This is a genomic window from Lacisediminimonas profundi, from assembly GCF_008831265.1.
GTDB classification, from domain to species: domain Bacteria; phylum Pseudomonadota; class Gammaproteobacteria; order Burkholderiales; family Burkholderiaceae_D; genus Lacisediminimonas; species Lacisediminimonas profundi.
Map to the genome: position 1 here is coordinate 758,262 of NZ_VTTH01000001.1, position 26,306 is coordinate 784,567.

A 26,306-nucleotide genomic window follows, 5' to 3' on the forward strand; every position below is an offset into this window, starting at 1 on the left:
CAATTCCTTAGGGAACACGCAAAAAACAAGGTGGGAATTTGGACGCGAGAGCAACGAAAACAGTGACCGACAGGCCGCAAGGCGTTGGTGCTTCGGTCAAGCGGCGGGAAGACCGCCGGCTGCTGGACGGCAAGGGTGAATACCTGGCTGACCTGGAGATACCCGGCACGCTGGACGTGCATTTCCTGCGCAGCGCGGTCGCGCATGCCAACATCCGCGGCATCGAGGTGCCTGAGCACCGGCGCGGTTCAGTATTCACTGCGGCCGACTTCGACTGGATCAAGCCGATCGTCGCTGTCAGCGCAGCGCCGAACTTCAACAAGTCGGACTATCACGCGCTGGTAAAGGACAAGGTGCGCTTCGTCGGCGACATCATGGCAATGTGCGTAGGCAAGACCCGCGCCGAGGCCGAGGACATCGCCCAGGAATGCGTGGTCGATTACGACGAACTGCCGTGCGTGACCGACATGGAGGCATCGCTGGCGCCGGGCGCGCCGCGCATCCATGAGCACTGGGACAGCAACCTGTACGTGGAAAGCCGGATCGAAACCGGCGACATGGACAGCGTGCGCAAGGCCGCTGCCGTCACGGTCAAGAAGAAGCTGCGCATGGCGCGCCATGCCGGCGTGTCGCTGGAAGGACGCGGCGTGCTGGCGTACTACGACCGCCGCATGGATGAGCTGGTGGTGTACAGCTCGACCCAGTTTCCGCATGTGATCCGGACCATCCTGTCGCAGGTGCTCGGGCTGGCCGAAAGCAAGCTGCGCGTGATTGCGCCGGACGTCGGCGGCGGGTTCGGCATCAAGAACAATTTCAATCCCGAGGAACTGGCAATCGCCGCGCTGGCGATGAAGCTGGGCCGGCCGGTGCGCTGGATCGAGGATAGGCGCGAGCACCTGGTGGCTTCGCCGCATGCCCGCGAGCATCGTTATGACTTGACCGCCTATGCAGACGCCAGCGGCAAAGTGCTGGGCGTGGAGGCGACCGTGATGGTCGACGCCGGCGCTTACTCGGTCTGGCCGTGGACTGCAGGCATGGAGGCCGGCATGTCCTGCGGCATCATGACCGGGCCTTACGACATTCCTGTCTATGATGGCCGCGCGATCACTGTTTGCACCAACAAATCCCCGCTCGGTCCCTACCGCGGGGTGGGGCGGACCGGCGCCTGCTTCGCGATCGAGACCCTGATCGACGCCGTCGCTCGTGCAGTGAACCGCAAGCCGGAAGAGGTGCGCCTGGAGAACATGATCCAGCCGTCGGCCATGCCGTACAAGTCGGCCACGCACAAGCTGTACGACAGCGGCGACTATCCGGAATGCGCACGGCGGGCGATGGACGGCATCAATGTCGCCGCAGTGCGCGAGCGCCAGCGCTCGCCGGAGACGGACGGGCGCTTGATCGGGCTGGGCGTCGCCAGTTACACGGAACAATCTGCGCACGGAACCGCCGAGTGGGTCGCGCGCGGCCTGCCGGTGGTGTTCGGCTTCGAGCCGGCGCAGGCGCGCTTCACGCCGGATGGTCAACTGATCCTGCTGGTCGGCATCCAGAATCACGGACAGGGGCTGGAAACCACGCTGGCCCAGGTGGCGCATCAGGAGCTGGGCATCCCGGTCGAGTGCGTGACCGTGCGCCATGGCGATAGTTCGCTGTCGCCGTACGGCATGGGCACCTTTGCGTCGCGCAGCATGACCATGGCCGGCGGCGCCGTGTCGGCCGCTTGCGCCACGCTGGCTGAGAAGATACGCCGCATCGGCGCTTACATGCTGGAGGTGCCGGTCGAAGCGGTGGCGCTGGCGGACGGCCATGTCGTTGCCGGCGACAAGCGCATCTCGTTCGCCAAGGTGGCGGAAGCGGCCTACCTGCATCCCGAGCGCCTGCCCCCGGGCGAAGACCCGGCGCTGGAAACCAATGCGGTTTACCAGCCGGGCCGCAGCAGCGGCGCCTTCTCTTATGCCACCCATGCCTGCGTGGTCGCGGTCGATGCCGGCACCGGCATGATCGAGATACTCGACTATGTGGTCTGCCATGACTGCGGCACGATGGTCAATCCGATGATCGTCGAGGCCCAGGTGGTCGGCGGCGTCGCCCAGGGACTGGGCACGGCCCTGTATGAAGAAATCCCCTATGACGAGAATGGCCAGCCCATGGCCTCGACCTTCCTCGACTACATACTGCCCGGCCCGACCGAAGTGCCGGATGTGAAGGTGTTGCACATGGAGACGCCGTCGCCGCATACCCGCTTCGGCATCAAGGGCATGGGCGAGGGCGGCGCGATCGCGCCGCCGGCCGCGGTGGTCAATGCCGTCAACGACGCGCTGCGCAGCATGGGCGTGGAAATGTCGGAGACGCCGCTGACGCCGGATCGCATGCTGGCTGCGATCGCCGCAGTGCAAGGGAAGGGGAACTGATCGATGAAAGCCGCAAAATTCGAACTTGACCAGGCAGTCAGCCTGGAGCAGGCGCTGCAGGCGCTGGCGCAAGGCGCCGGCATGGCGCGCGCGCTGGCCGGTGGCCAGTCGCTGGTGCCGATGCTGAACCTGCGCCTGGCGCCGCTGGACACCCTGGTCGACCTGTCGCGCATAGCGGAACTGAAGCAAGTGCACGACCTTGGCAACAGCATCGTCTACGGCGCCATGCTGCGTCATGCCGACTTCGAGGATGGCCGCGTGCCGGATTGCGCAAACGGATTGATGCAGCATGCCGCAGGCCAGATCGCCTATCGGGCAGTGCGCAACCGCGGCACCATAGGCGGGGCGCTCGCGCTGGCCGATCCCGCGGCCGACTGGCTGACGGTCGGGATGCTGCTCGACGCCAGGATCCATGTCGCCAGCGCCAACGGAAAACGGGTGCTGCCGCTGTCCGGATTCGTGGTCGGGCCGTACATGACTGCGCTGGAAGAGAACGAACTCCTGACCGGTATCGAACTGCAAAAGCTCGCGCCGGCTGCACGCTGGGGCTACTACAAGGTGATGCGCAAGACCGGTGAATACGCCGACTCCTTCGCGCTGGCGCTGTCGGATGGCGCGCGTGCGCGAGTTGTCGCCGGCGCCGTCGACGGCGCGCCGCTGGTGCTGGATCAGGCCGCGCAGGCGCTGTTGGCCGGCGCTACCGGCCCGGCGCTGGCCGCCATCGTCGAGGATGAACTGAACGACGCCGGCCGCGACTTCACGCCCGGGAAAATTTTGCTGCACCGCACCGCCGTGTGCCGTGCGATCGACGACTTGAGGAAGAAATGAGCATGCGCATCACGCTGACTGTCAACGGCGAAAAGATCAGTGGCGAAGTCGAGCCGCGTACCCACTTGGCCGATTTCCTGCGCGAGCAGTTGCGCCTGACCTCGATCCACCTTGGCTGCGAGCATGGCGTGTGCGGCGCCTGCACCATCCTGATCGATGGCGAGCCGGGCCGTTCCTGCATCGCACTGGCGGCAACGCTGGATGGCGCCACCATCACCACGCTGGAAGGGATGAAGGACGACAGCCTGATGCAGCGGCTGAAGGACTCGTTCCATGAAGAACACGGCCTGCAATGCGGCTTCTGCACGCCCGGCATGCTGGTCAGTTCCTGGGACCTTCTCAACCGCAAAGGCAAGATCGACGAGAAGACGATCCGCTGCGACATGAGCGGCAACTTGTGCCGCTGCACCGGTTACCAGGGCATCGTGCGCTCGATCAAGGCGGTGGCTGACACGCTGCCAGAGAAGTAGCAAGTAACAAGTGATAAGTAAAAAGTAGAAAGTAACAAAGACAAGGGCAAGCACAAGGACAAGTAACGAGGCAGGCTGCGCATGCGGCCGGCTGGGATCAGGGATCAGGGATACAACAAATCCGGAGAGAATGATGAACAGAACGACAGTGCTGGGCGGCGCAATGTTGCCGCATGCCCCCCAATTCTTCACCCGCCCCGACACCGAGTCGAAGGAAACCATCAAGGCGGTAGAGGACGTTGCAGCGGAGATCGGCCGCCAGTTGCGGGCGCTGAAGCCGGACCTGTGGATCATGATCGCCAACGACCACGCGCAGCAGTTCTTCCACAACTGCGCGCCGGCGTTCACCCTGCACACCGGCGGCGAGGCCAGGGGCACTTTCGCGGGCAAGACATTCCAGCACAAGATCCCGAGCGAAATTTCGTTCGAGATCGTGCGCGAGTTGTATCGCAACGGTTTCGACCCCGCCTTCAGCAGCACGGCCGAGATCGACTACGCGCTCGGCATTCCGCTGGCCCACCTTGGGGTCGGACCCGATGACATGGTGCTGCCGATCTATGTTAACGCCTACCTGCCGCCGCAGCCGACAATCGAGCGCTGCTATGCGTTCGGCAATGCGCTGGCAAATGCCGTCACCAAGCTGGGGCTGCGCACGGTGGTTTGCGCCTCCGGCGGGATGTCCCATTTTCCCGGCACCGACCGCTACTCCAATCCGGACCTGGCGTTCGACAACAGCGTGCTGGACCGCATGCGCGACGGCTCGCTGAAGTCGCTGATTGGCTATACGGCCGAGCAACTGGACGACACCGGCAACATCGAACTTCGTTGCTGGGGCATGGCTGCCGGCGCACTGGGCGACCGCAAGCCGGACGTGATGGTGATGAATCCCAGCTGGCATCACAACTACGCATCGCTAGGCTGGTGGTCGCCGCCGGCTGACGAGGTGACGCCGCATTATCCGAATATCCGGCCGGAGCTGGTGCAGATCACGTCGGCGCTGCATGCGATCGCGCACGACGAGTCGGCGCGCCAGGCTTATCACGCCAACCCGGATGCGTATGCGGATCGTTACCAGCTGACCGGAGAGCAGCGCTTTGCGCTGATCAAGATGGATTTCCCGGCATTCGTCGCGATGGGCGCCCATCCCTTGACGCCATTTCTCGCCAACATGCACGTGGAACGCATGCGCAAGGCCGCGAAGTGAATTCGCATTGAACAGGACACCGATACCAATGAATCGCCTCACCTCGTGGATTGCTGACGCTCATGCTGCTGCTGGCGGCAACGCCTTCGTATTCACGGAGCCGCAGAAAAACCTGCCGGCCTTCGAAATCGAGGAAAGCGCCGAATCAGTAATCGACGCGGCGGTCCAATCCGCTCAACAGGCATTCTTGCGGCACAAACGCGCGACGCTGGCCGAGCGCACCGTCTGGCTGAACCTGCTGGCCCAGGTGCTGGAAGCCAACGCGGCGCGATTTGCAGAAATCATTTGCGAAGATGTAGGCAAGCCGATGCGCGCCGCGAAATTCGAAGCCGGTCGCGGCGCCCAGTTCGCGCGCGCCTGCGCCGCAGCGGTGCAGCAACTGAGCGGCGAAGTGGTGCCGGTCGATGCCGTCGCCGCCGGCGCCGGCCATTTCGGTTTTACCCGCCACGTGCCCTATGGGGTTGTCGCTGCCATCACGCCTTTCAATGCGCCGGTCAACCTGCTGGTGCAGAAGCTGGCACCGGCTCTCGCGGCCGGCAATGCGGTGGTCGCCAAGCCGGCCCCGGCCGGCCTGCGCGCCGCGCTGCTGCTGGCAGAGGAACTGGTGAAGGCGGGACTGCCGCAGGGCTTGTTCAACGTCGTCACCGGCGACAAGGACGCGGCAGTGGCGCTGGTCAGGCATTCGCTGGTGCGCGCCGTCAGCTTCACCGGCGGCACGGCAGGCGGCGAGATACTGATGCGCCATGCCGGCAACAAGAAATTCGTTTCCGAACTGGGTTCCAACGCCGCCAACATCGTGCTGGCTGATGCCGACCTGGCCGACGCCGCGAACAAGATCGCCGCTGCAGCCTTCGAAGCCAGCGGCCAGCAATGCATCTCGGCGCAACGCGTGATCGTCGAGCAGCCTGTCATCGAGCGCTTCACCGCACTGTTCGTCGCTGCCGCGGCAAAGCTGAAGGTCGGCCCCGCGCACGATCCGGCCACCGACGTCGGGCCGATGGTGTCGGTGCAATCGGCGCAACGGGTGATGGGCATGGTGGTCGATGCGCTGGAGAAGGGGGCGTCGTGCGCGCTGACGCCGAAGCAGGACGAGGCAACGGTTTCCCCCGGTATCCTGGTCAATGTTCCGCGCCATGCCAGGCTTTGGACCGACGAAGTGTTCGGACCGCTCGCGCTGGTCATGCCCGCGGCTGACATCGATGACGCGCTGGCGCTGGCCAACGATTCGCCATTCGGCTTGCAGGGGGCGGTGTTCACCAGCAGCCTGTCGGCGGCCTTCCGTTTCTCCGAAGAGTTCGATGTCGGTTCGCTGTGGGTCAACGAAGCCAGCCGCTTCCGGCTCGACATGTATCCGTTCGGCGGCATGAAGCAAAGCGGCATCGGCCGCGAGGGCGTGAAGTATGCGATCGAAGAGCTGACGCAGCTGAAATTCACCGGGATCAAATTGTGAGCACACTGGCCCGTCTGCAGGAAGCCTGCACCGTCGACGGCCGCCGTGCCGTGACAGCGGCCCTGCCGCAATCGGCAAGCGCTGGCATGCAGGCGTTTGCGCAGGGCGGTAACGCGTTCGATGCGGCGCTGGCGGCATGTTTCGTCGAAACCGTGGCGCTGCCGATGAAATGCGGACTGGCGGGCGACGTGATCGCCTTGTTCCAGGTGCGCGGCGGACCGGTGCAGGCGCTGTTCTCGGTCGGCCCGGGCGCCGCCAGCCTGGCCACCAACACGCTGGAGAAGCTGGGGCCGAATTCGGTCGGCGTGCCGGGTGCGCCGGACGGTTATGCGAGCTTGCACAAGATGGCGCGCCTGCCGCTGGAGCGTCTGGTCCAGCCGGCGGTGGCGGCTGCAAATAATGGGGTCTGGTGGACCCGGACCAGCCTGTCCTACCTGCCCGAGTCGCGTGAACTGCTGCACAAGTGGAGTCCCGACTGCGTCTACCTGGCCGAACCCGCGCCCAAGGTCGGCGACCGGTTGCACTTGCCGGGACTGGGCGCCTTGCTGGAAGAATTCGCGCGCACCGGCGGCGAGCTGTTTTTCGGTGCGGCCGGGGCGCAACTGGTGCGCGAACTGTCCGCCCGCGGCGGCTTCCTGCGTCAAGAAGATTTGCAGGTGCGGCCGGCGCGCATTGTCGAGCCGCGGGTCACTGACTTTGGAAATGGCGCGCGCTTGTTTGCAACGCCGGCACCGACGCATGGCGGACTGCTGGGCGATGTGCTGCAGCGCCTGCTCGCAGGCGAGGAAGACCAGGCAACGGTGGTGGCCGAAATTCGCGCCGCCGCCCGCGCCGCCGGTCGCGAGGGCCGCGACCAGGGAACATCGCTGGTAACGGCGGCCGACGAGGAAGGCAATGCGATTGTGGTCGTGCACAGCAACTCCTTCCCGCGCTTCGGATCGGGCGTGGTGCTGTCCAGCGGGCTGGTGCTGAACAACCGGCCGGGGCGCGGCTTTGACCTGCAGGCGCCTGCCGGATCGCCCAATGCGCCGGCGCCCGGCAAGACGCCGCCAACAACCTTGCATGCCTGGGCGCTGGAGGACCGGCATGGCCGCACTTTCGGCGGCACGCCAGGCGGCATCAACCAGTTGCCGTGGAACGTGCAGAGCGTGGCCCGCTTATTGCAAGACGCTACGCTGCAGGATGTCGTGACCAGTCCGCGCTGGTCGACCGACGACAGCGGAAAATATTCGGCCGAGCCGGGAGCGGCAATCGATGTTGCCCGCTTCCAGGCGCGGATGGTGGATCCCTTGTCGATGCGCTCGGTGCAGCAATTCATGCGCATACGTCCCGACGGCTCGCTGCAGGCGGCCGCAGATCCCCGCACCAACGCGCAAGCCTGCGCTGTCTACTGAACATCATGGAACTGAAAAAATCTTTCGACACCCGTTTCCCTCCCGACCAGACCTGGCAGGGCTTGTCCGACATCCATCTGGTGGCCAGTTGCCTGCCGGGCGCGGCCATCACCGAACAGGTCACGGCGGATGAATACAAGGGCAAGCTGTCGGTGAAGGTCGGCCCGCTGGCTGCCAGCTTCGACGGCCTGATCTCGATCGAGCGCGACCAGCTGCAACGGATGGCGACCGTGACCGGCAAGGGCGCCGATGCCAAGAGCAGTTCGCGCGTGTCGGCGAAGATGAGTTACCAGGTGACGCCCGGCGCCGATGGCGGCACGCATGTCGAGATCGTTTCGGACATCAGCCTGGCGGGGGCGCTCGCGCAGTTTGGCAAGGCCGCAGTGATGCAGGAGATCGCCAACCGCATGACCAATGAATTCGTGCGTCAGTTCGAGAACCGGCTGGCTGAGCAGGAGGCGGCCGCGTCGGCCACCAGTGCAGCGACCGAGGCCGGCGCAGTGGCCTCCGATGCCGCCGACGGGGCAGCGGTGCCGAAGCCGGCTCCGGCCCCGCAAGCCGCAGCGGCGCAACTCGACGCCGGCAACCTGTTGTGGGTCATCCTGAAAGACCGCATCGCGGGATTTTTCAGGCGGCTCTTCAAGTAAGGGCAATCAGCAGCACCTGGCATCACGTATCGGAGCAAATCGGCACCACGGGCAACAGATTCGGAAAGCAACACTCAGCAGCAGGCAAAAGCAGCCTTACCTTTTTCATCCATCGGAGAACAAGAATGCAAATCTCAGCTTTGACGAAATCCCTGGTCCTGTCCGGACTGCTGGTCTCCGGCCACGCGCTGGCGCAGCAAACCATCAAGATCGGCCTGGTGCAGCCCCTGACCGGTTCGGTCGCCTACAACGGCACTGCCGACGTCGAGGGCTCGAAGCTCGCGGTGGAAGAGCGCAATGCCAAGGGCGGCGTGCTCGGCAAGAAGGTCGAACTGGTGATCGAAGACGGCCAGTGCAAGCCGGCCAACTCGGTCAATGCCGCAGAGAAGCTGATCCAGAAGGACAAGGTGGTGGCGCTGTCCGGCGCCTTCTGCAGTTCGTCCACGGCAGCGGTGATGCCGGTCGCCGAAAAGTACAAGATGCCGCTGGTAACCGGCGTCTCGTCCAAGGCGGACCTGACCGACAAGGGCAACAAGTACTTCTTCCGCGCCACCGAGACCGATGCCTTGCTGGCCAAGACCTTCGCGCAAATCCTGACCAAGAACCTGCAGCTCAAGAACGTTGCCTACATCGGCGTCAATGACGACTGGGGCCGTGGCGGGGTGGACGAGTTTTCGCGGCAGCTGGGCGCGCTGGGCGCCACCTCGGCGATGAAGGAATACTTCGACCACGGCACCACCGACTTTTACACCTTGCTGACCAAGCTCAAGGCATCCAAGGCCGATGGCGTATTCGTCGCAGCGGAAACCCAGGACGGTTCGATCCTGGTCAAGCAGATGAAGGAACTCGGACTCAACATCAAGGTGTTCGGTGTCGGTTCGTGGGCAACCGCAGACTTCATCAAGCTGGCCGGTCCTGCATCCGAAGGCATCTACGCCGCGGTGCCGTATTCCGCGACCATGGACATCCCGAAGAACGTGGCATTCGCCAAGGCTTACCAGGACAAGTACAAGGTATTCCCCGGCAAGTACGGCGCAGCCGGCTACAACTCGCTGAACATCATCATGGACGCGATCCAGCGCGCCGGTTCCACCGATGCGGAAAAGATCCGCGAGGCGTTGACGAAGACCGACTATGAAGGCCCCAACGGCCGCTTCAAATTCACGCCGACCGGGCAGGCTTGGGGTTTCAACGTGGTGCTGGTGCAGATTACCGGCAGCCAGCCAAAGGTGGTCGCCATGGCACCGGTGGATCAGCCGAAATAGTGCGGCAGCAGCAACCCAGCCGGACTAGCAAAAGAGATCCAGCGATTTGAGCCAGTGATTTGACGGATGCCGCCGCGGCAGCAGTTGCGGCGGTGGCGTCCGCTCGCAACCATACGTCATCAAGGAATGCCAATAGTGGACCTGTTCCTGCAATTCCTCGCCAATGGTCTGGTGACCGGGGTCTTCTATGCGCTCTCGGCGCTGGGGCTGACCCTCATCTTCGGGCTGATGAGGGTCGTCAACTTCGCGCATGGCGAGTTCTACATGATGGGCGGCCTGCTTGGCTGGTATGTCACTTCCAGCCTCGGCCTGGATTTCTTCAGCGGACTGGCGGTAGTGGCGGTCGTGATGGCCGCTTTCGGCTGGCTGGTCGACCGGTTCCTGATCGAGCGGGTGCGCGACCAGGGCGAGGAGCCGGGCATCCTGCTGACCATCGGGCTGTCGATTTTCCTGGTGAACACGGCATTGCTGATCGTCGGCACCGCGCCGCAGAAAGTGCTGGGTCCGATGACCAATGCGCCGCTGCTGCTAGGCCCGATCGTCCTTACCAAGCTGCGCTTGTTCGCGGTGGCGACCTGCATCGTGGCGATCATTGGCGCCCATTTGCTGATCCGCAAGACCCGGCTTGGCCGCGCGATGCGCGCCACCTTCCAGGACCCGATGGCGGCCAAGCTGGCCGGCATCAAGACGGCGCAGGTGTATGCATCGACCTTCGCGCTGGGCGCGACACTGGCGGCGATCGCCGGCATGCTGCTCGGCTCGGTCTATGTGGCGCAGGTCGGCGTCGGCGGGCTGGTCAGCCTGAAAGCCTTCGTGGTCGTGATCCTGGGCGGCATGGGCAGCTTTGCCGGCGCTATCGTCGGCGGCCTGATCCTCGGCGTCGCCGAACAGATGTGGGGCGGCTATGTGTCGACCGGGCTGGTCGACATCATCGGTTTCATCCTGGTCATCCTGATCCTGATATTCCGTCCCTATGGTCTGTTTTCCAGCCGCGGCGAAAGGGCCTGAACCATGAAATTCGAACGCAATTTCATCATGCTGTTCATCGGCATTGCCGCATTGCTCGGCGGCCTGGTGACTGACCAGTACCTGATCCATATCGGGATACTGATACTTTTCTATGCCACCCTCGGCATCAGCCTCAACATGGTGGTCGGCTATGTCGGCGAGTTTTCGCTCGGGCACACCGCCTTTTTGGGCATCGGCGCTTATACCGCGGCAATCCTGGCGACCCGCTTCGGCGTACCGATGTGGATGACGGTGCCGCTGGCCGGCATCATCTCGGCCGTTTTCGGTTACCTGATCGGCGCGGTGACACTGCGGCTGCAGGGGCCGTTCTTCGTGATCGTCACGTTGGCTTTCGCCGAAGTGCTGCGCCTGGTGGCCGACAACTGGGTGTGGCTGACCAATGGCCCGATGGGCATTGCCGGCGTGCCGCAGCCGGCGCTGATGGCCAGCGCATCCAACCTGGGCGCCAAGCAGGCGTACTTCTATATCGCACTGTTGATCTTTGCATTCACCATGTTCGTCGCCTACCGCTTCGTTTATTCGAACGCTGGCCGCGCCGCCGTCGCCATCCGCGAGAACCGCTATGTGGCGCAGTCGGTCGGCATCCGTCCCTTCACCTACGCCATGCTGGCGTTCGTGCTGGGTGCGCTGCTGGCCGGGTTGGCCGGCGGTTTTTATGCGCATTACATCTCGTTTGTCGGCAGCGAAGTGTTCAAATTCTCGTTCATGATCACGATGATCATCGTGGTGCTGGTCGGTGGCAAGGGCACGCTGGTCGGGCCGGTGGTCGGCGCGGTGCTGATCACGCTGCTGGAAGAGTACCTGCGCGAGGCAAAGGAATTGCGGATGTCGGTGTTCGGCGTGATCGTGATGCTGATCGTGCTGTTCCTGCCGAATGGCCTGATGGGTTTCTTGCACCAGCGGCGCGAACGCTATCAGGCAGGCGGGGATGTGGCGCCGAAGCCGGCGCCGGTCGCGAACGGAGCGGGGCAGGCATGAGCGAGCAAGCATTGCTGACAGTAGACGGGTTGTCGAAATCCTTCGGCGGCATCAAGGCTGTGCGCGACATCAGCTTCGCGCTGAAGGATCAGGAAATCCTGGGCCTGATCGGACCGAACGGCGCCGGCAAGACCACCTGTTTCAACCTGATCACCGGATTTTATGCGCCGACCGCGGGCCGGGTCAGCTTCAAGGGCGAGGACATCACCGGCGCCAAGCCGTTCACGGTGGCGCAGCGCGGCATCGTGCGCAGCTTCCAGAAGACCAACATCCTGCGCCGGCTGTCGGTGTTCGAGAACGTGCTGGCTGGCCACTACCTGGCGTCGCGGCAGTCGTTGTGGAATACATTTTTCCCCAGCGCTCACGTTGCGAAGACCGAGAGGGAGGTGCGCGACAGCGCTGCCGAAATCATCGAGATGCTGGGCCTGCAGGAGCGGATCAATGCGCCGGCCAGCTTGCTGTCCTGCGGCGAACTGCGCCTGCTCGAAGTGGCGGTGGCGCTGGCCGCCAAGCCTGCCGTGCTGATGCTGGACGAGCCTGCTGCCGGCCTCAACAGCAGCGAGGCGCGGGCCTTCGGCGAGATCCTGAAGAAGGTGCGCAAGACCCGGGTCGAAGCGATCCTGCTGGTCGAGCACAACATGTCGCTGGTGATGGCGGTGTCCGACCGGCTGGTGGTCATGAACTTCGGCGAAAAGCTGGCCGAGGGCACCCCGGCGGAGATCCAGGGCAATCCGCAGGTGATTGAAGCGTATTTGGGAAAGGCGAGAATCTGATGGCCGGTCAACCCCTGCTGAAACTGGACGATGTCCGGGTCTCTTATGGACGAACACAAGCGTTGCATGGCGTGACTATCGAGGTCGGGCATGGCGAGATCGTTGCGCTGATCGGCGCCAATGGCGCTGGCAAGAGCACCACCTTGCGCGCGATTTCAGGACTGCTCAAGCCCTCCGCGGGCCGGATCGTCCTGGATGGCGAAGACATTGGCGGACTGGCGGCGGACCAGATTGTGGCGCGCGGCATCGCGCATTGCCCGGAGGAGCGTCACGTCTGGCCGGACATGAGCGTGCACGAGAACCTGCTGCTGGGCGCCTATCTGTGCAGGTCCAAGCAGGAAGTCGAGACGCGCATGGCGCTGGCGTTCACGCGTTTCCCGCGCTTGCTGGAACGAGAACAGCAACTGGCGGGCACCTTGTCCGGCGGCGAGCAGCAGATGCTGGCGATCGCCCGCGCGCTGATGTCCGAACCGCGGCTGTTGTTGCTCGATGAGCCGAGCCTGGGACTGTCGCCGATGATGGCCGCGGAAGTTTTCCGGGTCATTCGCGAGATCAATGCCCAGGGTGTGACGGTGGTGGTGGTCGAGCAGAACATCTACAACGCCCTGTCGGTTGCGTCGCATGCCTATGTGTTCGAGACCGGCAGCGTGGTCGCCCACAATGATTCGGCTAGCCTGCTCAAGGACGAGCAGTTACTGCACGCTTACCTGGGAGGCTGAAGCCATGCGTATTTGCATTATCGGATTCGGCGCAATCGGACATACCCTGTACAAGATGATCGGCGAGCATGTGCCGGCGGTGCTGGTGGCCGGCGTCATGGACCGCGCCGACAGGCAGCAGGAAATCAGCGCCATGCTTCCCGGCGTGGCAGTGCTGTCCGACGTTGACAGCCTGATGGCATTGCGGCCGCAACTGGTGATCGAGTGCGCTGGTCATGCGGTGTTGACAGCCGCCGGGCCGGCCGTGCTGCGCGCCGGCGCCGACCTGCTGGTGGCATCGGTCGGCGCGCTGGCCGATCGGGCGCTGGAAACGCTACTGCGCGATGCCGCCGCACAAGGCGGTGGCAAAGTCAGGATACCGGCGGGCGCATTGGGCGGACTCGATGTGCTTGGCGCCGCCCGTTTCGCCGGGCTGCAGTCGGTCACCTACACCTCGAACAAGGCGCCGCTGGCGTGGAAAGGGACGCCGGCTGAAGGGATGATCGATCTCGATGCGCTGACCGAGGCGAGCGTGTTCTTCAGTGGCGACGCCCGTACCGCGGCCTTGATGTTTCCGCAGAATGCGAACGTTGCCGCGGCCACCGCGCTGGCCGGACTCGGCTTCGACCGGACCGTCGTGCACCTGCGCGCCGATCCCGCAGCGGTCGGGAACCGCCATCGCATCCAGGCCAGCGGAACATTCGGCGAGATCGACGTGACGATCCTTGGCAAGACGCTGCCGGAAAATCCCAAGACCTCCATGCTGGCGCCGTACAGCCTGATACGCAGCCTGGTCAACCTGACAGATACCATCGTGGTTGCCTAGGCCGCCAGCCTTTGCCGGAACCTTGCGCAGCAACAATTCCAGACGAATGTTTTGACAAAAAGGACAGAAACGCCGATGATTTAAAAAATTGCCGAACGGCAACACAGCAGGGCGGAGACATCCGGGGGGGATCATGCATTCCGTGCCGCAGAAGAAAAAGATATTGGTCGCAGTCGCCCAGGACGTACTGGAGATAATCACCGGCCTGTTAGGGCCGGACCATGAGCTCTGTGTGGCAACATCCCTGCACCATGCGCAGACTGTGTTGAGCCAGGCCTCCTTTGATCTGATAGTGGGTGGCGCGCGATTTGACGACAGCCGGCTGCTCGACTTGCTGCAGCATTGCAAATCCGACCAGCAACTCGCCAGGATCCCTTTTCTGTGCTTGTGGATAAAGCAGGGCAAGCTTCCACGGGACACCTTTCGCGACCTGGTGCTGGCCTCGGGTGCGCTGGGCGCCGCCGGTTTCGTCGACCTGGAGCAGTGGGACAGGCAATACGGCCCCGCGACTACCGCAGTCGAATTCAGGAAGCTGGTCGCATCGCTGCTGCAAGGGAGCTAGCGCGGACGCTGGCTGGCCGCCGGCATTTCAAGCAGCCAGGCGCCCGCGGGCCGGGGTCAAGGCCCGGACAGCCGATCCGTTCTATTCGAGCCGGATCTCGCCGTTGAAATCGACTTTCAGACCGAGCCCGGTAATCTCCAGCGTCATGCGCGCGGGCAGGACTTCATCCCCAAGCATCCGTTTTTCCTCCAGCGCTCGCGCTACCGCCTTCTCTATTTCGTTCTGGGAACTGACGCCGACCATTTTCAAGAACTTGCGCATGCTGATGTTGAAGCTTTCTTCGTTCATGCTGTACTCCTCGCTGTGGGCGCTGGCGATGGCGGATGCGATCGCCAGTGGGACGGGCAGGCGCGGCGGTGAGCCGGTGAGCCGGCAAGCCCAATTCGGGGCTGGCGACTGACTTGACGGACCGGATGGCAGGCTGCGCTTTCAATCCCCGTCTGCGGTGTTGGATGCCCCAGGCGCTCGATCGGTTCGAGCCACGCCGTTCAAGCCAGCCTGCTCGATTTCCCGACGCGCCAATTGCGTCCAATCAAGTTGCATTGGTTTCGGTGCAACTTTGCCGGCAACTTTGCTGTCTCTCGGTCGCCATGGCTTGCGCTCGTGCCACAGGAGGCCGACTTGATACCGATTCGCCGTACTGCTGCACTGCTCGCAGCCGCAGGTGCCGCCACCGTCTTGTTTGCCTGCGGCGGTGGAAGCGGCACGACGGTCGGAACTGGCACGCTCAAGGTGTCGCTGACCGATGCACCGGCCTGCGGCTACGACCAGGTCAATGTCACGGTCAGCAAAGTGAGGGTGCATAGCAGCGATCGAGCCGGCGACAGCGATGATGGATGGCGCGATATCACGCTTAGTCCGGCGCGCAAGATCAACCTGCTTGACCTGAACAATGGCGTGCTGCTTGAACTCGGCCAGACATCCCTGCCGGAGGGGCGCTATACCCAGGTGCGCCTGGTGCTGGATCCGAACACCGGCAATGGCGGTGCCAATACGGTGGTGCCGACAGGCAGCGTGACGGAAATATCACTGGATACGCCGAGTGCCGTGCAAAGCGGCATCAAGCTGACGCATGCCTTCGATATCGCTGCCCGGCAGCGTACCGACCTGGTGCTTGATTTCGATGCCTGCAAGTCGATTGTTGCCAAGGGTAACGGCGGCCTTGCGCTCAAGCCCGTGGTCGCCGTCATTCCTGCGCTGCTCAACGGGATACATGGCTATGTCGATCCAGCACTGGCTGCCACTGGCCGCCCCGCCATCAGCGCCCAGCGCAATGGCGAGGTGATTCGGTCAACGGTGCCGAACCCGGCCACGGGCGAGTTCACGATCGCGCGCCTGGAACCTGGAAATTACGATGTCGTCATCACGGCCGACAACAGTGCCGCGGCAGTGGTGGCCGGCGTGCCGGTGGCGAGTACGACCAGCATGGTGGAACTGAGCACCGCGGCGGCGCCGATCAGGTTGGCGATCGCGCTGATTGCGCCAGGCAGTGTCAGCGGCGTGGTTCAATTGAGTCCGCCAAGCGTGAGCGATTCAGCACTGATGTCCGCCCGCCAGTCTTTTGCTTCCGGCCCGACGGTGACGATCCGCTATCAATATGCGAACCTGACAAGCGGTGCGTGGGTGTTGTCAAATCTTCCCAGGGCCGTGCCACTGTATGCGTCTTATTCAGCAGCGCTGCCACTGGTGTTTTCCGCTTCCGGCAACGTTGCTCCCGGTGTCGGCCAATATGCAGTGACGGCTGCCGCGATCGGCTATACAGCGCAAACCCTGACCCCGGTCGACCTGAGCACAGGCAACAAATCCGCCGTGGACTTCATCCTGCTGCCCTGATCCTGCCCCGTGCGAATGAACTTCTGACAAGCGCAAGAAAAAATGACTTAGGCGTGGGCAACTAATCCGCTGTTGCATAGTCCTATCAAGGTTCCCGATATCGCCTCACCCGCCAGGCGGGTTTCCGCTTGCGCTCTTTCGATAGTAAAAATTCATGCCCAGCTTCGCTAAACTTTTGCAATCTTCCCGACGAAATTTCTATATCCGTATTGCGCTGATCGTCCTGTTGACAGGCGGGGCACTGTACGCATTCCTGCGCCCCATCATCGTCCAGGATTCCACTCCCGTGGTGCAGTCCCAGGATATCGCGCAGATCATGGCGTTGCCGGCCAACAAGGCACGGCTGGAATACCTGCTGCTGGCGGAGCCGACCTCGAACTCGCCGCGCTATGTGTTCAAGTACCGCGACGCCAACCAGATCAACGTGGTCAAGGTGCCATCCATCACGCATGGCAACCTGGAGCGCGAGGTACTGCTGAAGAACGCGATACCTTTCGCGATTGCGCAAGATGACTACCTGAAACGTCACAAGGCAGTGCTGGAGGACGACGATTCGAAGAACGGTTGGCTGTCCGAGGCAGGGATGTTCCTGGCCCGCAATGCGATTGGCCTTGCCATGCTGGTGTTCCTGGTGGTGATGCTCAAGAACGGCTTGCCAGGCATGAATTCCAAGGCCTCCGTCACCCGGCCCGAGCAATTGCGCGGCAGCATGGATGACCTGATCGGCATGGAAGACATCAAGCGCGAGGTGGCTCACCTGGAGCAGATGATCGTCAACCGCAGCGTGTATCGCTCGCACAATATCGACAAGCCTTTCAATGTGATGCTGACCGGCCCGGCCGGCACCGGCAAGACCAAGCTCGCCGGCTATCTGGCCAAGAAGCTGAACATGCCGCTGATCTCCGCGTCCGGATCGGCGCTGGAGTCCGGTTATGTCGGTGGTGGTTCCAAAGCCCTGAATGCGATCTACAAGAAGGCCAGCGCGCTGGGCGACTGCATCATCTTCCTGGATGAAGCGCAGAGCCTGTTCATGCCGCGAGGGCGTGGGGAAAAACGTTGGGAAGACGACACCGCCAACACGCTGCTGAGCCTGCTCGACGGGGTCGAGAAGGCAGAGGGTGCCGGGGTGATCTGGGTGGTGGCGTCGAATTTCGACGACGTTTCGAGCGAGATGGATGAAGCGATGCTGCGTCGCTTCTCGGTGAAGATCAATTTCCGCCTGCCGAACAAGGCCGAGCGCCGCGAACTGCTGCAGGTGTTCTTGTCGCGCAAGGAGGACGGCTGTGTGGACTGGAACGACCTGAACCTGGATTACGTCGCCGAGATGACGGCCAATCTCAGTCCTGCGCTGGTGCAGACGGTGGTTGACCGGGCGTCGATGCTGGCGATCGAGGAAGACCGCCTGATCAATACCGATGTGTTGTTCCGTGCCTTCGAGCGCACCTCGATCGGCTTGACCGACCGTGCGACCACTGCCGACAAGGACAAGCAGCGCGAACGCGTTGCCTTGCATGAACTCGGCCATTTCTTCATGCAGATCGATCCCTTCCTGCGGCGTGGAATGTCCTTGCTTGAAGTAAAGGAAAAGTCCCACCTGCTGAAGATCAGCACCGAATCCGTGTCAAAGCTGGGCGCGCTCGGCTATGTGCTGTCCTCTTCGGATGACGTCTCGCTGCGCACGCTGGAAGAGCTGGAACAGGATGTGATCCAGCTGTACGGCGGCGTGGCAGCAGAGGAACTGTTCTATGGCGCGCGCGGCATTTCGGTTGGCAGCCAGAACGACATCCAGAAGGCGACCTCGATGCTTGACCTGATGGTGAACCGGCTGTCGATGTACTCGCGATCGAAACTGGATTACACCCAACTCAAGGGCGAGGGCGGCGGTGACGATTCGGTGAAGCTGGTGGAGACCAAGGCCGACGAACTTTACACCCGCACGCTGCAGGCAATGAAAGGCTATCGCGACCAGATCGAAGCGATCAAGACCACGCTGCTGGAACGCTATGTGCTGTCGAAAGACGAAGTGTTCGAACTGCTGGTGGAATTGCAGTCTGAAGAGCTGCAGCCGGTGGAATTGCAGGCCGCCTGATCTGCGCAGGTTGGCGCAGGGTGGCGGACTTGGCCGATCAGGTCGGCTGCTTGCGCTTCTGGCGCTTCCTCTCATGCATCATCATGTCCGCTGCGCCGAGCAGTCCGGTAATGGAGGGATGCACGTCGACTTTGTACTGGATGGATCCAGCACTGTAGGATAGGGAGTAGCCGCGGCGCGCGCTCAGGTTGTACTCCTTGAGCGCCGCGTCCAGCCGCTCCAGCGCGCGGCTCGCATTCTGTTCGTCGGTATCGGTCATCAGCACCACAAACTCATCGCTGCCGAGCCGCCCGATCACGTCCGATGCGCGGAAAGTCTCGATCATGATGCGACCCAGGTTCTTCAGCGCGAGGTCCCCTTCGGCGCGACCGAAACGCTCGTTGATGCCGGACATGTCATCGATGTTCAGGAACAGCAAGGTGGCCGGTTTGTCGAAGCGTCGGCAAATGTTCAAGGCGTGCTGGCTCAGTTCCTCGAACCCGTCACGGTTGGACAGCATGGTCAGGGCGTCCATGTTGTCAAGCCTGGTGCCGGCAAGCTCGTGCTCCGCGAGCTTGGCCAGGTCGCGCAGCAGGGCGCAATCCTCATCATTGAATTCGCGCGGCACGCGGCCCATCAGGCACAAGGCGCCGACTTTCACCCCATTCTTCGCAAACAGCGGGCAGGCTGCATAAAAGCGCAGCCGCGGTCCATTGACCACCAGCGGGCTGTCATGAAAACGTTCGTCGTCTGCGGCATCCCCGATGACGAACACATCGTCGGCATGGATTGCATGCGCCAGCAAGGAGACGGCACGGCCTGCTTCGCGGGCCTCCAGTCCGACCGATGACTTGTGCCATTCGCGCTCGTTGTCGAGCAGGGAGATCGACGCCATCGGCACGTTGAACATTCGCTGCGCGAGGCGGGTAATGCGATCGAACCGTTCCTCGGGTGCCGTGTCAAGCAAACGCAGGCTCCTGACCGCCGACTCACGCGCTCGTTCGCTAGGGACTGGTGGTGCAGTCTTCATGGGTGGTCCGGAAGTTTCCTTGGGGAAATTTTACTGGATGAAGCACGGGCGGGCAATAAGGCATTGCTACTGCACGCATCGCCGGTGATGGCACGGAGATTGTGTTTTCGACCAGAATTTGTTGCTGTGGCACCAGAGATTCTTGATGGCACGCGCGATGGTGGGAGGACCGGGGCGGGAACTGGAGCGCCGATCCGCGGTCACCCTAGCATGATCCCCAGTACGACCAGCGTGGCGACTGCGGTAAGGAACAGATAGCCGGATGCCTGCCGCAGGGTGGCGGCGGTCCGGAAGCGGCGGAGGGGGCCTGGAACGGAGCGGCTGCGGGCGCGCCCATCGGGTTCGCGCCGAGACTGCCTGGCATGGAGATGATCTGGCCGGAGTTGTTCGCGCGCTTGAGGCATGTCGGCAAATCCATCGTTTCGTGGCGGCCGACTGGCTTCCCGCTGATGGGGGGAAGGCGGCTGTTGTGCGGCCTCCTCTGCTGCGATCCACTCGTCATGCTCGGTCCTGCGCGCCGGATCCGACAACACCTCGTAAGCGATGTTAATGATCTGGAAGGTCCGCGTGGCAGTGGGATCGCCCGGGTTGCGGTCGGGATGAAATTTTTGCGAAAGCGACTTGTAGGCCGCCCGAATGACTTCAGGCGGCGCATTACGAGTCACTCTCAGATTGTCATAGTGGGTGTGGACTCTGGACATTGGGCGGGGCAGGGCAGGCGGGCGGTCTGCCAGCGATGTATTAATAACATCTTGTTGCCGGCCAACTGTTGCGGATTATCAATCGCGAATGGAATGCAGCCACAGCAAACCACGGAGACGCGGAGAGACGGAGACAAGTAGACAAGGAGAACCAGATGGACGAACACCTCGGACCCTACACCCTCCACTTCGTTGCCTGGCAGCTTGCCGATGGGCTCTGGGAGCCATTCATTACCGTCGATAAATTCGACGAAAGCGCTGGTGATTTCCGGTGCGTGGCGGAAAAGCAGCGAGTCAGCGCAGAGGGGTTCGCGACCTACGAGGAGGCGATCGAAGCCGCTCGCCTGGCCGGGAACCGCATGGTGGAAATGTGGCAGCGCGAGCAGCCCTCGCACCCGCCGCATTGAAAGCAGTGCTGGTTTCCGTGGTGCCGGCCGCGTGCGGCCAGCACTGCGGAAACCACGGCGATCCACGCGTTCCTTGCCGGATGAATGGCGCGCGGCTTGCGCCGGTCACACCGGGCTGAGCAGGGGCCTGCCGGCGAACCAGGCGGCGACGTTGTCGGTTACCAGCTTTGCCATTGCTGCCCGCGTGGCATGAGTGCCGGACCCGACATGCGGCTGCAACACCACGTTGTCGAGCTGGCACAGTGCTTCGGGCACGCGCGGTTCATCGACGAACACGTCGAGGCCGGCACCCGCAATCGTCCCGGCCTGCAATGCGCGGATCAGGGCCGGCTCGTCGATCGTGCTGCCGCGAGAGATGTTGATCAGGTAGGAGTCGCTGCCGAGCGCCTGCAGCACACGCTCGTCGATGATTTTTTCGGTGCCCTTGCCGCCGGGGCAGGCGACCACCAGTATCTTGGCCCAGCGCGCCAGTTCGGCTGCATCGGCGAAATACCGGTACGGCACGTCCTTTTGCTCGCTGCGGCCGTGATAGCCGATCTGCATGCCGAAACCCGTGGCCCTGCGGGCGATGGCGCGGCCGATGCGGCCCAGGCCAACGATGCCGATGTTTTCGCCCCAAACCTTGTCGCTCAGCGGCGCCGGGCCGGACAGCCAGCGGCCGGCCCTCACATAGCGATCGTTGAAGACCGTGCGCCGCACAGTCGACAGGATCAGCGTCCAGGTGGTGTCAGCCACGCATTCGTTCAGTACGTCTGGCGTGTTGGTGACGATGATGCCGCGCTGCTTTGCCGCGGCGATGTCGATGCCATCGTAGCCCACGCCGAAACTTGCCAGCAGCTTGAGCCGCGGCAGCGCATCCATTTCCCACGCCTTCGCGCCACGCAAGCCTGAGGTCACGGCGACTTCGATGCGGTCTGCGATCGATGCCAGAAAGGCCTTCGGGTCCGGTGCTTCCCACACACGATGCACGATATATTGTTCATTCAGCTCGACCATGCCGGTGGCATGGATCGGGCTGATCAGGGCGATCTCGGGTTTCATGCAGATGTCTCTTTTTGTTTTGTAATGAATGATGGTGCGTAGCTTGCCGCATCAATTGGCTGCCAGCATGAGAAATATATCATCTGCCGCGGGTTCGCCTGGCCCGGGGGATGTTGCGAACAAGATCTTGCGGAAAGGGGCGTGCGGAAAGGGGCGTACGAGAAGCCAGGCCGTGATTCGCGCGCGGGATGCCCTTGGCCCAGCGTGCGGCACGTCGCCATCAAATTCCGACTGCAATTCCCCTACAATCGTGCAGGAAGCGGTACAAGAAGCCCAGGTCGGGCCCGCTTGTCGCCCGCGAGCCATCAACTACACAGAGAGCGGAAATGAATAATCAAAAGATTGCCCTCGTCACGGGCGCCGGGTCCGGTATTGGCCGGGCTGTCGCCTGGGCATTGATGAAGGAGGGGTATACGGTGGTGCTGACGGGGCGCAGGCGCGAACCGCTTGAGCAGACCGCTACGGCCGGCGCCAGCAGCGCCACGGCCATGGTTTGTCCGGCCGACGTCAGCGACCCGCAATCGGTGCAGGAACTGTTCGGGACAATCCAGGCCCGCTACGGGCGCCTTGACCTGCTGTTCAATAATGCCGGAATCTTTACCCCGGGCGCATCGCTGGAGGAGGTGTCCTTCGAACAATGGAAATCCTCGGTTGACGTCAACCTGACCGGCTCATTCCTGTGCACCCGGGAGGCCTTCCGCATCATGAAAGCCCAGGATCCGCAGGGTGGACGCATCATCAACAATGGTTCGATATCGGCGCATGCGCCGCGGCCAAACTCGGTGGGGTATACGGCGACCAAGCATGCGATAACCGGATTGACCAAATCGGCGTCCCTGGACGGCAGGAAGTACAACATCGCCTGCGGCCAGATCGACATCGGCAATGCCTCCACCGACATGACCGAGAAAATGAAGAAGGGCGTGATGCAGGCCAACGGCAGCATCGAGGTCGAAGCCACGATGGATGTGGAGCATGTGGCCCGGGCGGTCATCTACATGGCCAGCCTGCCGCTGGAAGCCAATGTGCAGTTCATGACCGTCATGGCGACCAAGATGCCGTTTATCGGCCGCGGTTAGGAGAGAACAGTCCTTCGATCACCGGTGCGGCTACGGCAGCCGGCGCAGCCGGTGGCGTCTGGCAGCAGCGTCGCGGTGGGGAGCTTGCCGCGAATGAGGCGCGCAGTGCGTGATTGCAAGGGCTCGGGCCACGCAATTGTCGGCATGCGCGGACCGCGTCAGCTTTGCTCGACGACGGCTTTTGATGCCGCGGCTTGCGTTGCAATGCTGCGGCTGGACGACAGTTCAGATACCGGCCGCGCTTTTTGCTTGAGGCAGTATCCCTGCTTGTAAACGCTGGCCAGTGTGAACTGCGATTTGGTCAGCATCTCCAGTTTCAGCCGCAACTGGAAGATGGTGACCCGGATATTGCTGCCCTCGGTCGACTTGCCGCTTGATTTGAAAAGCGTGACCAGGTCGTTGATTGGTATGACGCTGCCCATCTGGTTCAGGAACAGTTCCGCCAGGGCGTACTCCGATGGCGTCAGGTGGACGGTCCTGCCCTGATAGGAAATCAGCCGCGATTCGGGCAGCAGCGTGAGGGACCCGAAGCGCAACTTGGTCTTCAGGATGTTTTTCCTCCTCAGTGCGCTGACCACGCGCCGGACCAGGTCCGGAATGGCAAACGGCATGCAGATCCAGTCGGAGACAAAGTCCGGGAAGTCGGCGCTGTCCGCCAGCGACGCATAGGAACGGAAGATCAGTATCACCGGCGACAGCACAATGGGGACGAATGGCGGATCCTTGATGAACGTCAGTTCGCGCCGTTCCATCAACTGGATCTTTTCGATGAAGGTAGCGTCCTCCGCGTCGATCAGCAATACCGATGGCAGATCCGGATAGCTGAGAAGATGATCGGGCTTGATGTTTTCAGCCAGGTGCGTGATCTCGTATTCGATAGGCTCGTTTTGTTGCGATAGCTTGGGGAAGGCTGCGTGCAGGGAGTCGATTTCGCGCGACAGCGTGTTGTACAGGCCCACACCGATGATCTTCAAATGCAATTGCATGCTGCGCTCTCCCCGCTGTTGCGTGGCCACACATTTGGGCGAACCACGACTAGCCTTTGTTTTGGATTGTTAATTCTGGGCGGGAATAAAGTCAGCTATTCGAGGAATGCCGACAATTACTGACGACACACTTGGTTCGCGGCGCAAATCAAAAAATAACAAAAAGAGCAAGCATTATTTGATCAACATATTGTTCGTTAATTAATGTTTCTGCGGGGGGCGGTTGTTCTATTTTTACGGCTTTCACGCCCTCCGCCAAACCCGATGGCCCCCGCCAGGAGTACTCCACTCAGCATCATCGTTGCCGAACGTGACCGTGCGGCGCTGCAGTCCATGGTCAGCGCGCTGGGTGCGGAAGGGTGGCTGGTGGAAGGCGTTGCTGACAGCCGCTCGCTTTACCTGGCGCTGCTGCAGCGCCCGACCCAGATCCTGGTGCTGGCGCTGCACCTGCCGCCCGAAGGGGGGCTGAGCGTGGTGCGTCACCTGCGATCCATCAGGAGCACCAGTTCGATCGGCATCATCGCGCTGGCCGAAGCTGGCAGCCCGCTCCAGATCGAGGCGCTGCAGTCGGGCGCCGACGCCAGCCTCTGCCGGCCGCCGGCAATGGACGAGCTGAAGGCGTATGTCAGGACGCTCGAGCGACGGCTCCGGGGCGATCAGTTGCTCGAACCCGGACAGGTCTGGCAATACCACCAGAGCGAATGGAAATTGATATCGCCATCAGGTGCCGATATCGAGCTCAGCCACCTGGAGGCTGCATTTGTCCACATCATCGCCCGCCATGCGGGCCGCCCGGTGCGTCGCCGCGACATTATTTCGCAGGCTTTCGGCCAGGATCCGCTGCATTACGATAGCCGGCGGCTGGAGGCAATCGTCAGCCGCTTGAGAAGAAAATTGCATCGCTGCTACCCCTTGTCCCAGCCGATCAAGGTGGTGCACTCCATCGGGTATGTGTTTGCCGATGCCATCCGGTGCATCGAGCTGCCGGCGGTGGATGGGAGGGCGGGAACTGATCGTGCATGAGTAGTTGCTAAAAAGAAAATCTTGATATTTCTCCAATAGTTGTCGAATATGTAACGACAGGGAGAGGGCCGAATTGAAGACGGCAGGACTTGTCCCTTGGCCGGCGCCAAAGAAATCTGAACAAAAACGCCAGCGCGGTTACCGAGAGCTTCGGTAATTACATCAGTTGAAGGCTTAGGGGAGCGTCAGATGGACATCACGATCAGAATTTTGGGCGACAACCTGTATTCCGCCATCCTGGCCAGCAAGGCCGCACTGGATTCGACGTTCCTGAAATTGTCGCGGAATACCGATCCGATCGACATTTTCGTGGAGAAAGTCGAGGAGCCGCTCCGAGCAGAATCCCTGATGGCCGATCCTGAAAGACCTGCCGTCATTCTCGCCCACACGGACAACACGCACTTTGTCGACCGCCTGCAGGCCATGGAAAAGCGGGAACTGCTTCTGGCCGGCAGCAGCGAATCCTCGCCACTGATCTCGCCCATCATCATGGTATTCAGTCCCGGCTCGCCGATGAGCGAACTGCGGGAATTTCCCGAGATGGTCTCAGACTGGTTCTTCATGCCGGTCGCCGCACCTGAGCTGGCGCGCCGGGTCCTGTATTCCATGCGGCGCAAGAGCATACTGAAATCGCGGCTGTGCTTCGGCCCCATGACCCTGATTCCGGACACCAGGACAATCAGTTTCGCCGGGAGAAGTGCGGTCCTCACCCGCAGCGAATTCGCACTCGCCGAATTGTTCCTGGCCCAAATGGGTTCGGTAATTCCCACATCCGAACTGGTCGCCCTGTTCAAGTCGACCGGCAAGTCGACCGAGGGCAGCAACATCCGGGTCACCATCTTCCAGTTGCGGCTGAAGCTGGAAATGCTGACCAAATCGCAGTACACGCTGGTCAGCGTCTACAAACAGGGTTATTGCATGAAACAGAAGCCACGCACGCCAGCGATTGAGGATTATGCATTGCGTGGTGGAGGCCCGGTCGCTGGCGAATACCGGGTAGCCGCAACTTTGCAGTGATTGTTTCACCAAATCTGGTGCTGTTTATGTCACTATTCAGGCTGCGCGTAAATGGCGCTTGCCATTTGATTTGGAACAACATCGTTGCATGGCAACGGAGTTCTAATCGGCGCTAGGCAGAAGGGGCGCGGTATCGGTGCGTGTCGTTGTTTCGAGCTGGTGAAGTACCCAGTCTGTCATTTCTCAATCGTTTGGTCTTTGGTCCGGGCTTGTCCCGGTTATGAAAATAGGAAATGCAATGGCAACTGGTACTGTAAAGTGGTTCAACGACGCAAAAGGATTCGGTTTCATCACTCCTGATGAAGGTGGTGAAGACCTGTTCGCGCACTTTTCTGCAATTCAGAACAGCGGCGGCTACAAGTCCCTGGCCGAAAATCAACGAGTTTCGTTTGATGTGACGGTCGGACCGAAGGGCAAGCAAGCTTCGAACATCCAGCCGATCTCCTGATCTGAAAAAAATCCCCGGTTCGCCGGGGATTTTTTTGCTTGGATTGCAGTAGCAGTAGCAGTCGCCGGCAGGGCGTAAAGCCTCCGGGCGCCAGCACTGCAGCGCCATCGATCCGCCCTTGCTGCAGGGCGGACGGGGCGT

At 62.2% G+C, this 26,306-nt stretch carries 26 protein-coding genes; 21 read left to right on the forward strand and 5 right to left on the reverse strand.

The features are described 5' to 3' along the window. Window positions 1–62 precede the first annotated feature (62 nt). From FVE66_RS03405 to FVE66_RS03470, 14 genes are all read left to right on the forward strand, one after another. Window positions 63–2,408 (forward strand): xanthine dehydrogenase family protein molybdopterin-binding subunit, encoded by a 2,346-nt coding sequence (locus FVE66_RS03405; protein WP_161993175.1) that lies wholly within the window; start codon window positions 63–65, stop codon window positions 2,406–2,408. Between the two features lie 3 nt (window positions 2,409–2,411). Beyond that, window positions 2,412–3,236 carry an FAD binding domain-containing protein gene (locus FVE66_RS03410; RefSeq protein WP_151445956.1) on the forward strand — a complete coding sequence of 275 codons (825 nt, stop codon included), beginning with the start codon at window positions 2,412–2,414 and terminating at the stop codon, window positions 3,234–3,236. Continuing rightward, window positions 3,233–3,706, forward strand: coding sequence for a (2Fe-2S)-binding protein (locus FVE66_RS03415; RefSeq protein WP_151445957.1), 474 nt, complete (start codon window positions 3,233–3,235; stop codon window positions 3,704–3,706). The genes FVE66_RS03410 and FVE66_RS03415 overlap by 4 nt, the downstream gene beginning before the upstream one ends. 133 nt (window positions 3,707–3,839) lie before the next feature. Continuing rightward, window positions 3,840–4,910, forward strand: a complete 1,071-nt coding sequence (locus tag FVE66_RS03420) for a DODA-type extradiol aromatic ring-opening family dioxygenase (protein ID WP_161993176.1) — start codon at window positions 3,840–3,842, stop codon at window positions 4,908–4,910. Between the two features lie 28 nt (window positions 4,911–4,938). Next, window positions 4,939–6,360, forward strand: coding sequence for an aldehyde dehydrogenase family protein (locus FVE66_RS03425; RefSeq protein ID WP_151445959.1), 1,422 nt, complete (start codon window positions 4,939–4,941; stop codon window positions 6,358–6,360). Continuing rightward, window positions 6,357–7,754 (forward strand): gamma-glutamyltransferase, encoded by a 1,398-nt coding sequence (locus FVE66_RS03430; protein WP_151445960.1) that lies wholly within the window; start codon window positions 6,357–6,359, stop codon window positions 7,752–7,754. The genes FVE66_RS03425 and FVE66_RS03430 overlap by 4 nt, the downstream gene beginning before the upstream one ends. A 5-nt stretch (window positions 7,755–7,759) precedes the next feature. Beyond that, the gene (locus FVE66_RS03435) at window positions 7,760–8,401 is read left to right on the forward strand and encodes an SRPBCC family protein (protein WP_151445961.1); all 642 of its coding nucleotides are present in this window, start codon (window positions 7,760–7,762) and stop codon (window positions 8,399–8,401) included. Window positions 8,402–8,526: 125 nt separating this feature from the next. After that, on the forward strand, window positions 8,527–9,666 hold the full coding sequence (locus tag FVE66_RS03440; protein WP_151445962.1) for an ABC transporter substrate-binding protein: 1,140 nt from the start codon (window positions 8,527–8,529) through the stop codon (window positions 9,664–9,666). Window positions 9,667–9,792: 126 nt separating this feature from the next. Then, a complete protein-coding gene (locus FVE66_RS03445) occupies window positions 9,793–10,674 on the forward strand; it encodes a branched-chain amino acid ABC transporter permease (RefSeq protein ID WP_241672993.1) in 882 nt (293 codons plus the stop codon). Between the two features lie 3 nt (window positions 10,675–10,677). Beyond that, window positions 10,678–11,673: a branched-chain amino acid ABC transporter permease gene (locus tag FVE66_RS03450; protein ID WP_151445964.1), complete on the forward strand. Its 996-nt coding sequence runs from the start codon at window positions 10,678–10,680 to the stop codon at window positions 11,671–11,673. Continuing rightward, window positions 11,670–12,446, forward strand: coding sequence for an ABC transporter ATP-binding protein (locus FVE66_RS03455; RefSeq protein WP_151445965.1), 777 nt, complete (start codon window positions 11,670–11,672; stop codon window positions 12,444–12,446). Before FVE66_RS03450 ends, FVE66_RS03455 begins: the two co-directional genes overlap by 4 nt. Then, window positions 12,446–13,165 (forward strand): ABC transporter ATP-binding protein, encoded by a 720-nt coding sequence (locus FVE66_RS03460; RefSeq protein WP_151445966.1) that lies wholly within the window; start codon window positions 12,446–12,448, stop codon window positions 13,163–13,165. Before FVE66_RS03455 ends, FVE66_RS03460 begins: the two co-directional genes overlap by 1 nt. Before the next feature lie 4 nt (window positions 13,166–13,169). Then, window positions 13,170–13,970, forward strand: coding sequence for an aspartate dehydrogenase (locus tag FVE66_RS03465; RefSeq protein WP_151445967.1), 801 nt, complete (start codon window positions 13,170–13,172; stop codon window positions 13,968–13,970). A 133-nt stretch (window positions 13,971–14,103) separates the two neighbouring features. After that, window positions 14,104–14,532, forward strand: coding sequence for a hypothetical protein (locus FVE66_RS03470; protein ID WP_151445968.1), 429 nt, complete (start codon window positions 14,104–14,106; stop codon window positions 14,530–14,532). 81 nt (window positions 14,533–14,613) lie between these two features. Here the strand turns inward: FVE66_RS03470 and FVE66_RS03475 are convergent, their stop codons facing one another. Further along, the gene (locus FVE66_RS03475; RefSeq protein WP_151445969.1) at window positions 14,614–14,820 is read right to left on the reverse strand and encodes a DUF6494 family protein; all 207 of its coding nucleotides are present in this window, start codon (window positions 14,818–14,820) and stop codon (window positions 14,614–14,616) included. A gap of 333 nt (window positions 14,821–15,153) precedes the next feature. Here FVE66_RS03475 and FVE66_RS03480 point away from each other — a divergent pair, with 333 nt between their 5' ends. Both FVE66_RS03480 and FVE66_RS03485 read left to right on the forward strand, forming a co-directional pair. After that, window positions 15,154–16,365, forward strand: a complete 1,212-nt coding sequence (locus tag FVE66_RS03480) for a DUF4382 domain-containing protein (protein ID WP_241672994.1) — start codon at window positions 15,154–15,156, stop codon at window positions 16,363–16,365. A gap of 154 nt (window positions 16,366–16,519) precedes the next feature. Then, window positions 16,520–18,454 carry an AAA family ATPase gene (locus tag FVE66_RS03485; RefSeq protein ID WP_151445970.1) on the forward strand — a complete coding sequence of 645 codons (1,935 nt, stop codon included), beginning with the start codon at window positions 16,520–16,522 and terminating at the stop codon, window positions 18,452–18,454. Between the two features lie 37 nt (window positions 18,455–18,491). On the opposite strand, the gene FVE66_RS03490 is transcribed toward FVE66_RS03485, so the two are convergent. Together FVE66_RS03490 and FVE66_RS20665 are read right to left on the reverse strand one after the other, a co-directional pair. Continuing rightward, on the reverse strand, window positions 18,492–19,463 hold the full coding sequence (locus FVE66_RS03490) for a GGDEF domain-containing protein (protein WP_151445971.1): 972 nt from the start codon (window positions 19,461–19,463) through the stop codon (window positions 18,492–18,494). Window positions 19,464–19,663: 200 nt separating this feature from the next. Continuing rightward, a complete protein-coding gene (locus FVE66_RS20665; protein ID WP_151445972.1) occupies window positions 19,664–20,164 on the reverse strand; it encodes a J domain-containing protein in 501 nt (166 codons plus the stop codon). Window positions 20,165–20,319: 155 nt separating this feature from the next. Between FVE66_RS20665 and FVE66_RS03500 the strand changes: the two genes are divergently transcribed. Continuing rightward, window positions 20,320–20,571, forward strand: a complete 252-nt coding sequence (locus tag FVE66_RS03500; protein ID WP_151445973.1) for a hypothetical protein — start codon at window positions 20,320–20,322, stop codon at window positions 20,569–20,571. Between the two features lie 105 nt (window positions 20,572–20,676). On the opposite strand, the gene FVE66_RS03505 is transcribed toward FVE66_RS03500, so the two are convergent. Continuing rightward, window positions 20,677–21,612, reverse strand: coding sequence for a 2-hydroxyacid dehydrogenase (locus FVE66_RS03505; RefSeq protein WP_151445974.1), 936 nt, complete (start codon window positions 21,610–21,612; stop codon window positions 20,677–20,679). 326 nt (window positions 21,613–21,938) lie between these two features. Here FVE66_RS03505 and FVE66_RS03510 point away from each other — a divergent pair, with 326 nt between their 5' ends. Continuing rightward, window positions 21,939–22,691 carry an SDR family oxidoreductase gene (locus FVE66_RS03510; protein WP_151445975.1) on the forward strand — a complete coding sequence of 251 codons (753 nt, stop codon included), beginning with the start codon at window positions 21,939–21,941 and terminating at the stop codon, window positions 22,689–22,691. Between the two features lie 158 nt (window positions 22,692–22,849). On the opposite strand, the gene FVE66_RS03515 is transcribed toward FVE66_RS03510, so the two are convergent. Continuing rightward, window positions 22,850–23,677 carry a response regulator transcription factor gene (locus tag FVE66_RS03515; protein ID WP_151445977.1) on the reverse strand — a complete coding sequence of 276 codons (828 nt, stop codon included), beginning with the start codon at window positions 23,675–23,677 and terminating at the stop codon, window positions 22,850–22,852. Between the two features lie 264 nt (window positions 23,678–23,941). Here FVE66_RS03515 and FVE66_RS03520 point away from each other — a divergent pair, with 264 nt between their 5' ends. From FVE66_RS03520 to FVE66_RS03530, 3 genes are all read left to right on the forward strand, one after another. After that, complete coding sequence (locus FVE66_RS03520) at window positions 23,942–24,700, forward strand: response regulator transcription factor (RefSeq protein WP_161993177.1); 759 nt, start codon at window positions 23,942–23,944, stop codon at window positions 24,698–24,700. Window positions 24,701–24,889: 189 nt separating this feature from the next. Next, on the forward strand, window positions 24,890–25,717 hold the full coding sequence (locus FVE66_RS03525; protein ID WP_151445979.1) for a winged helix-turn-helix domain-containing protein: 828 nt from the start codon (window positions 24,890–24,892) through the stop codon (window positions 25,715–25,717). Window positions 25,718–25,955: 238 nt separating this feature from the next. After that, window positions 25,956–26,165, forward strand: a complete 210-nt coding sequence (locus FVE66_RS03530; protein WP_151445981.1) for a cold-shock protein — start codon at window positions 25,956–25,958, stop codon at window positions 26,163–26,165. The last annotated feature ends 141 nt before the right edge of the window (window positions 26,166–26,306 follow it).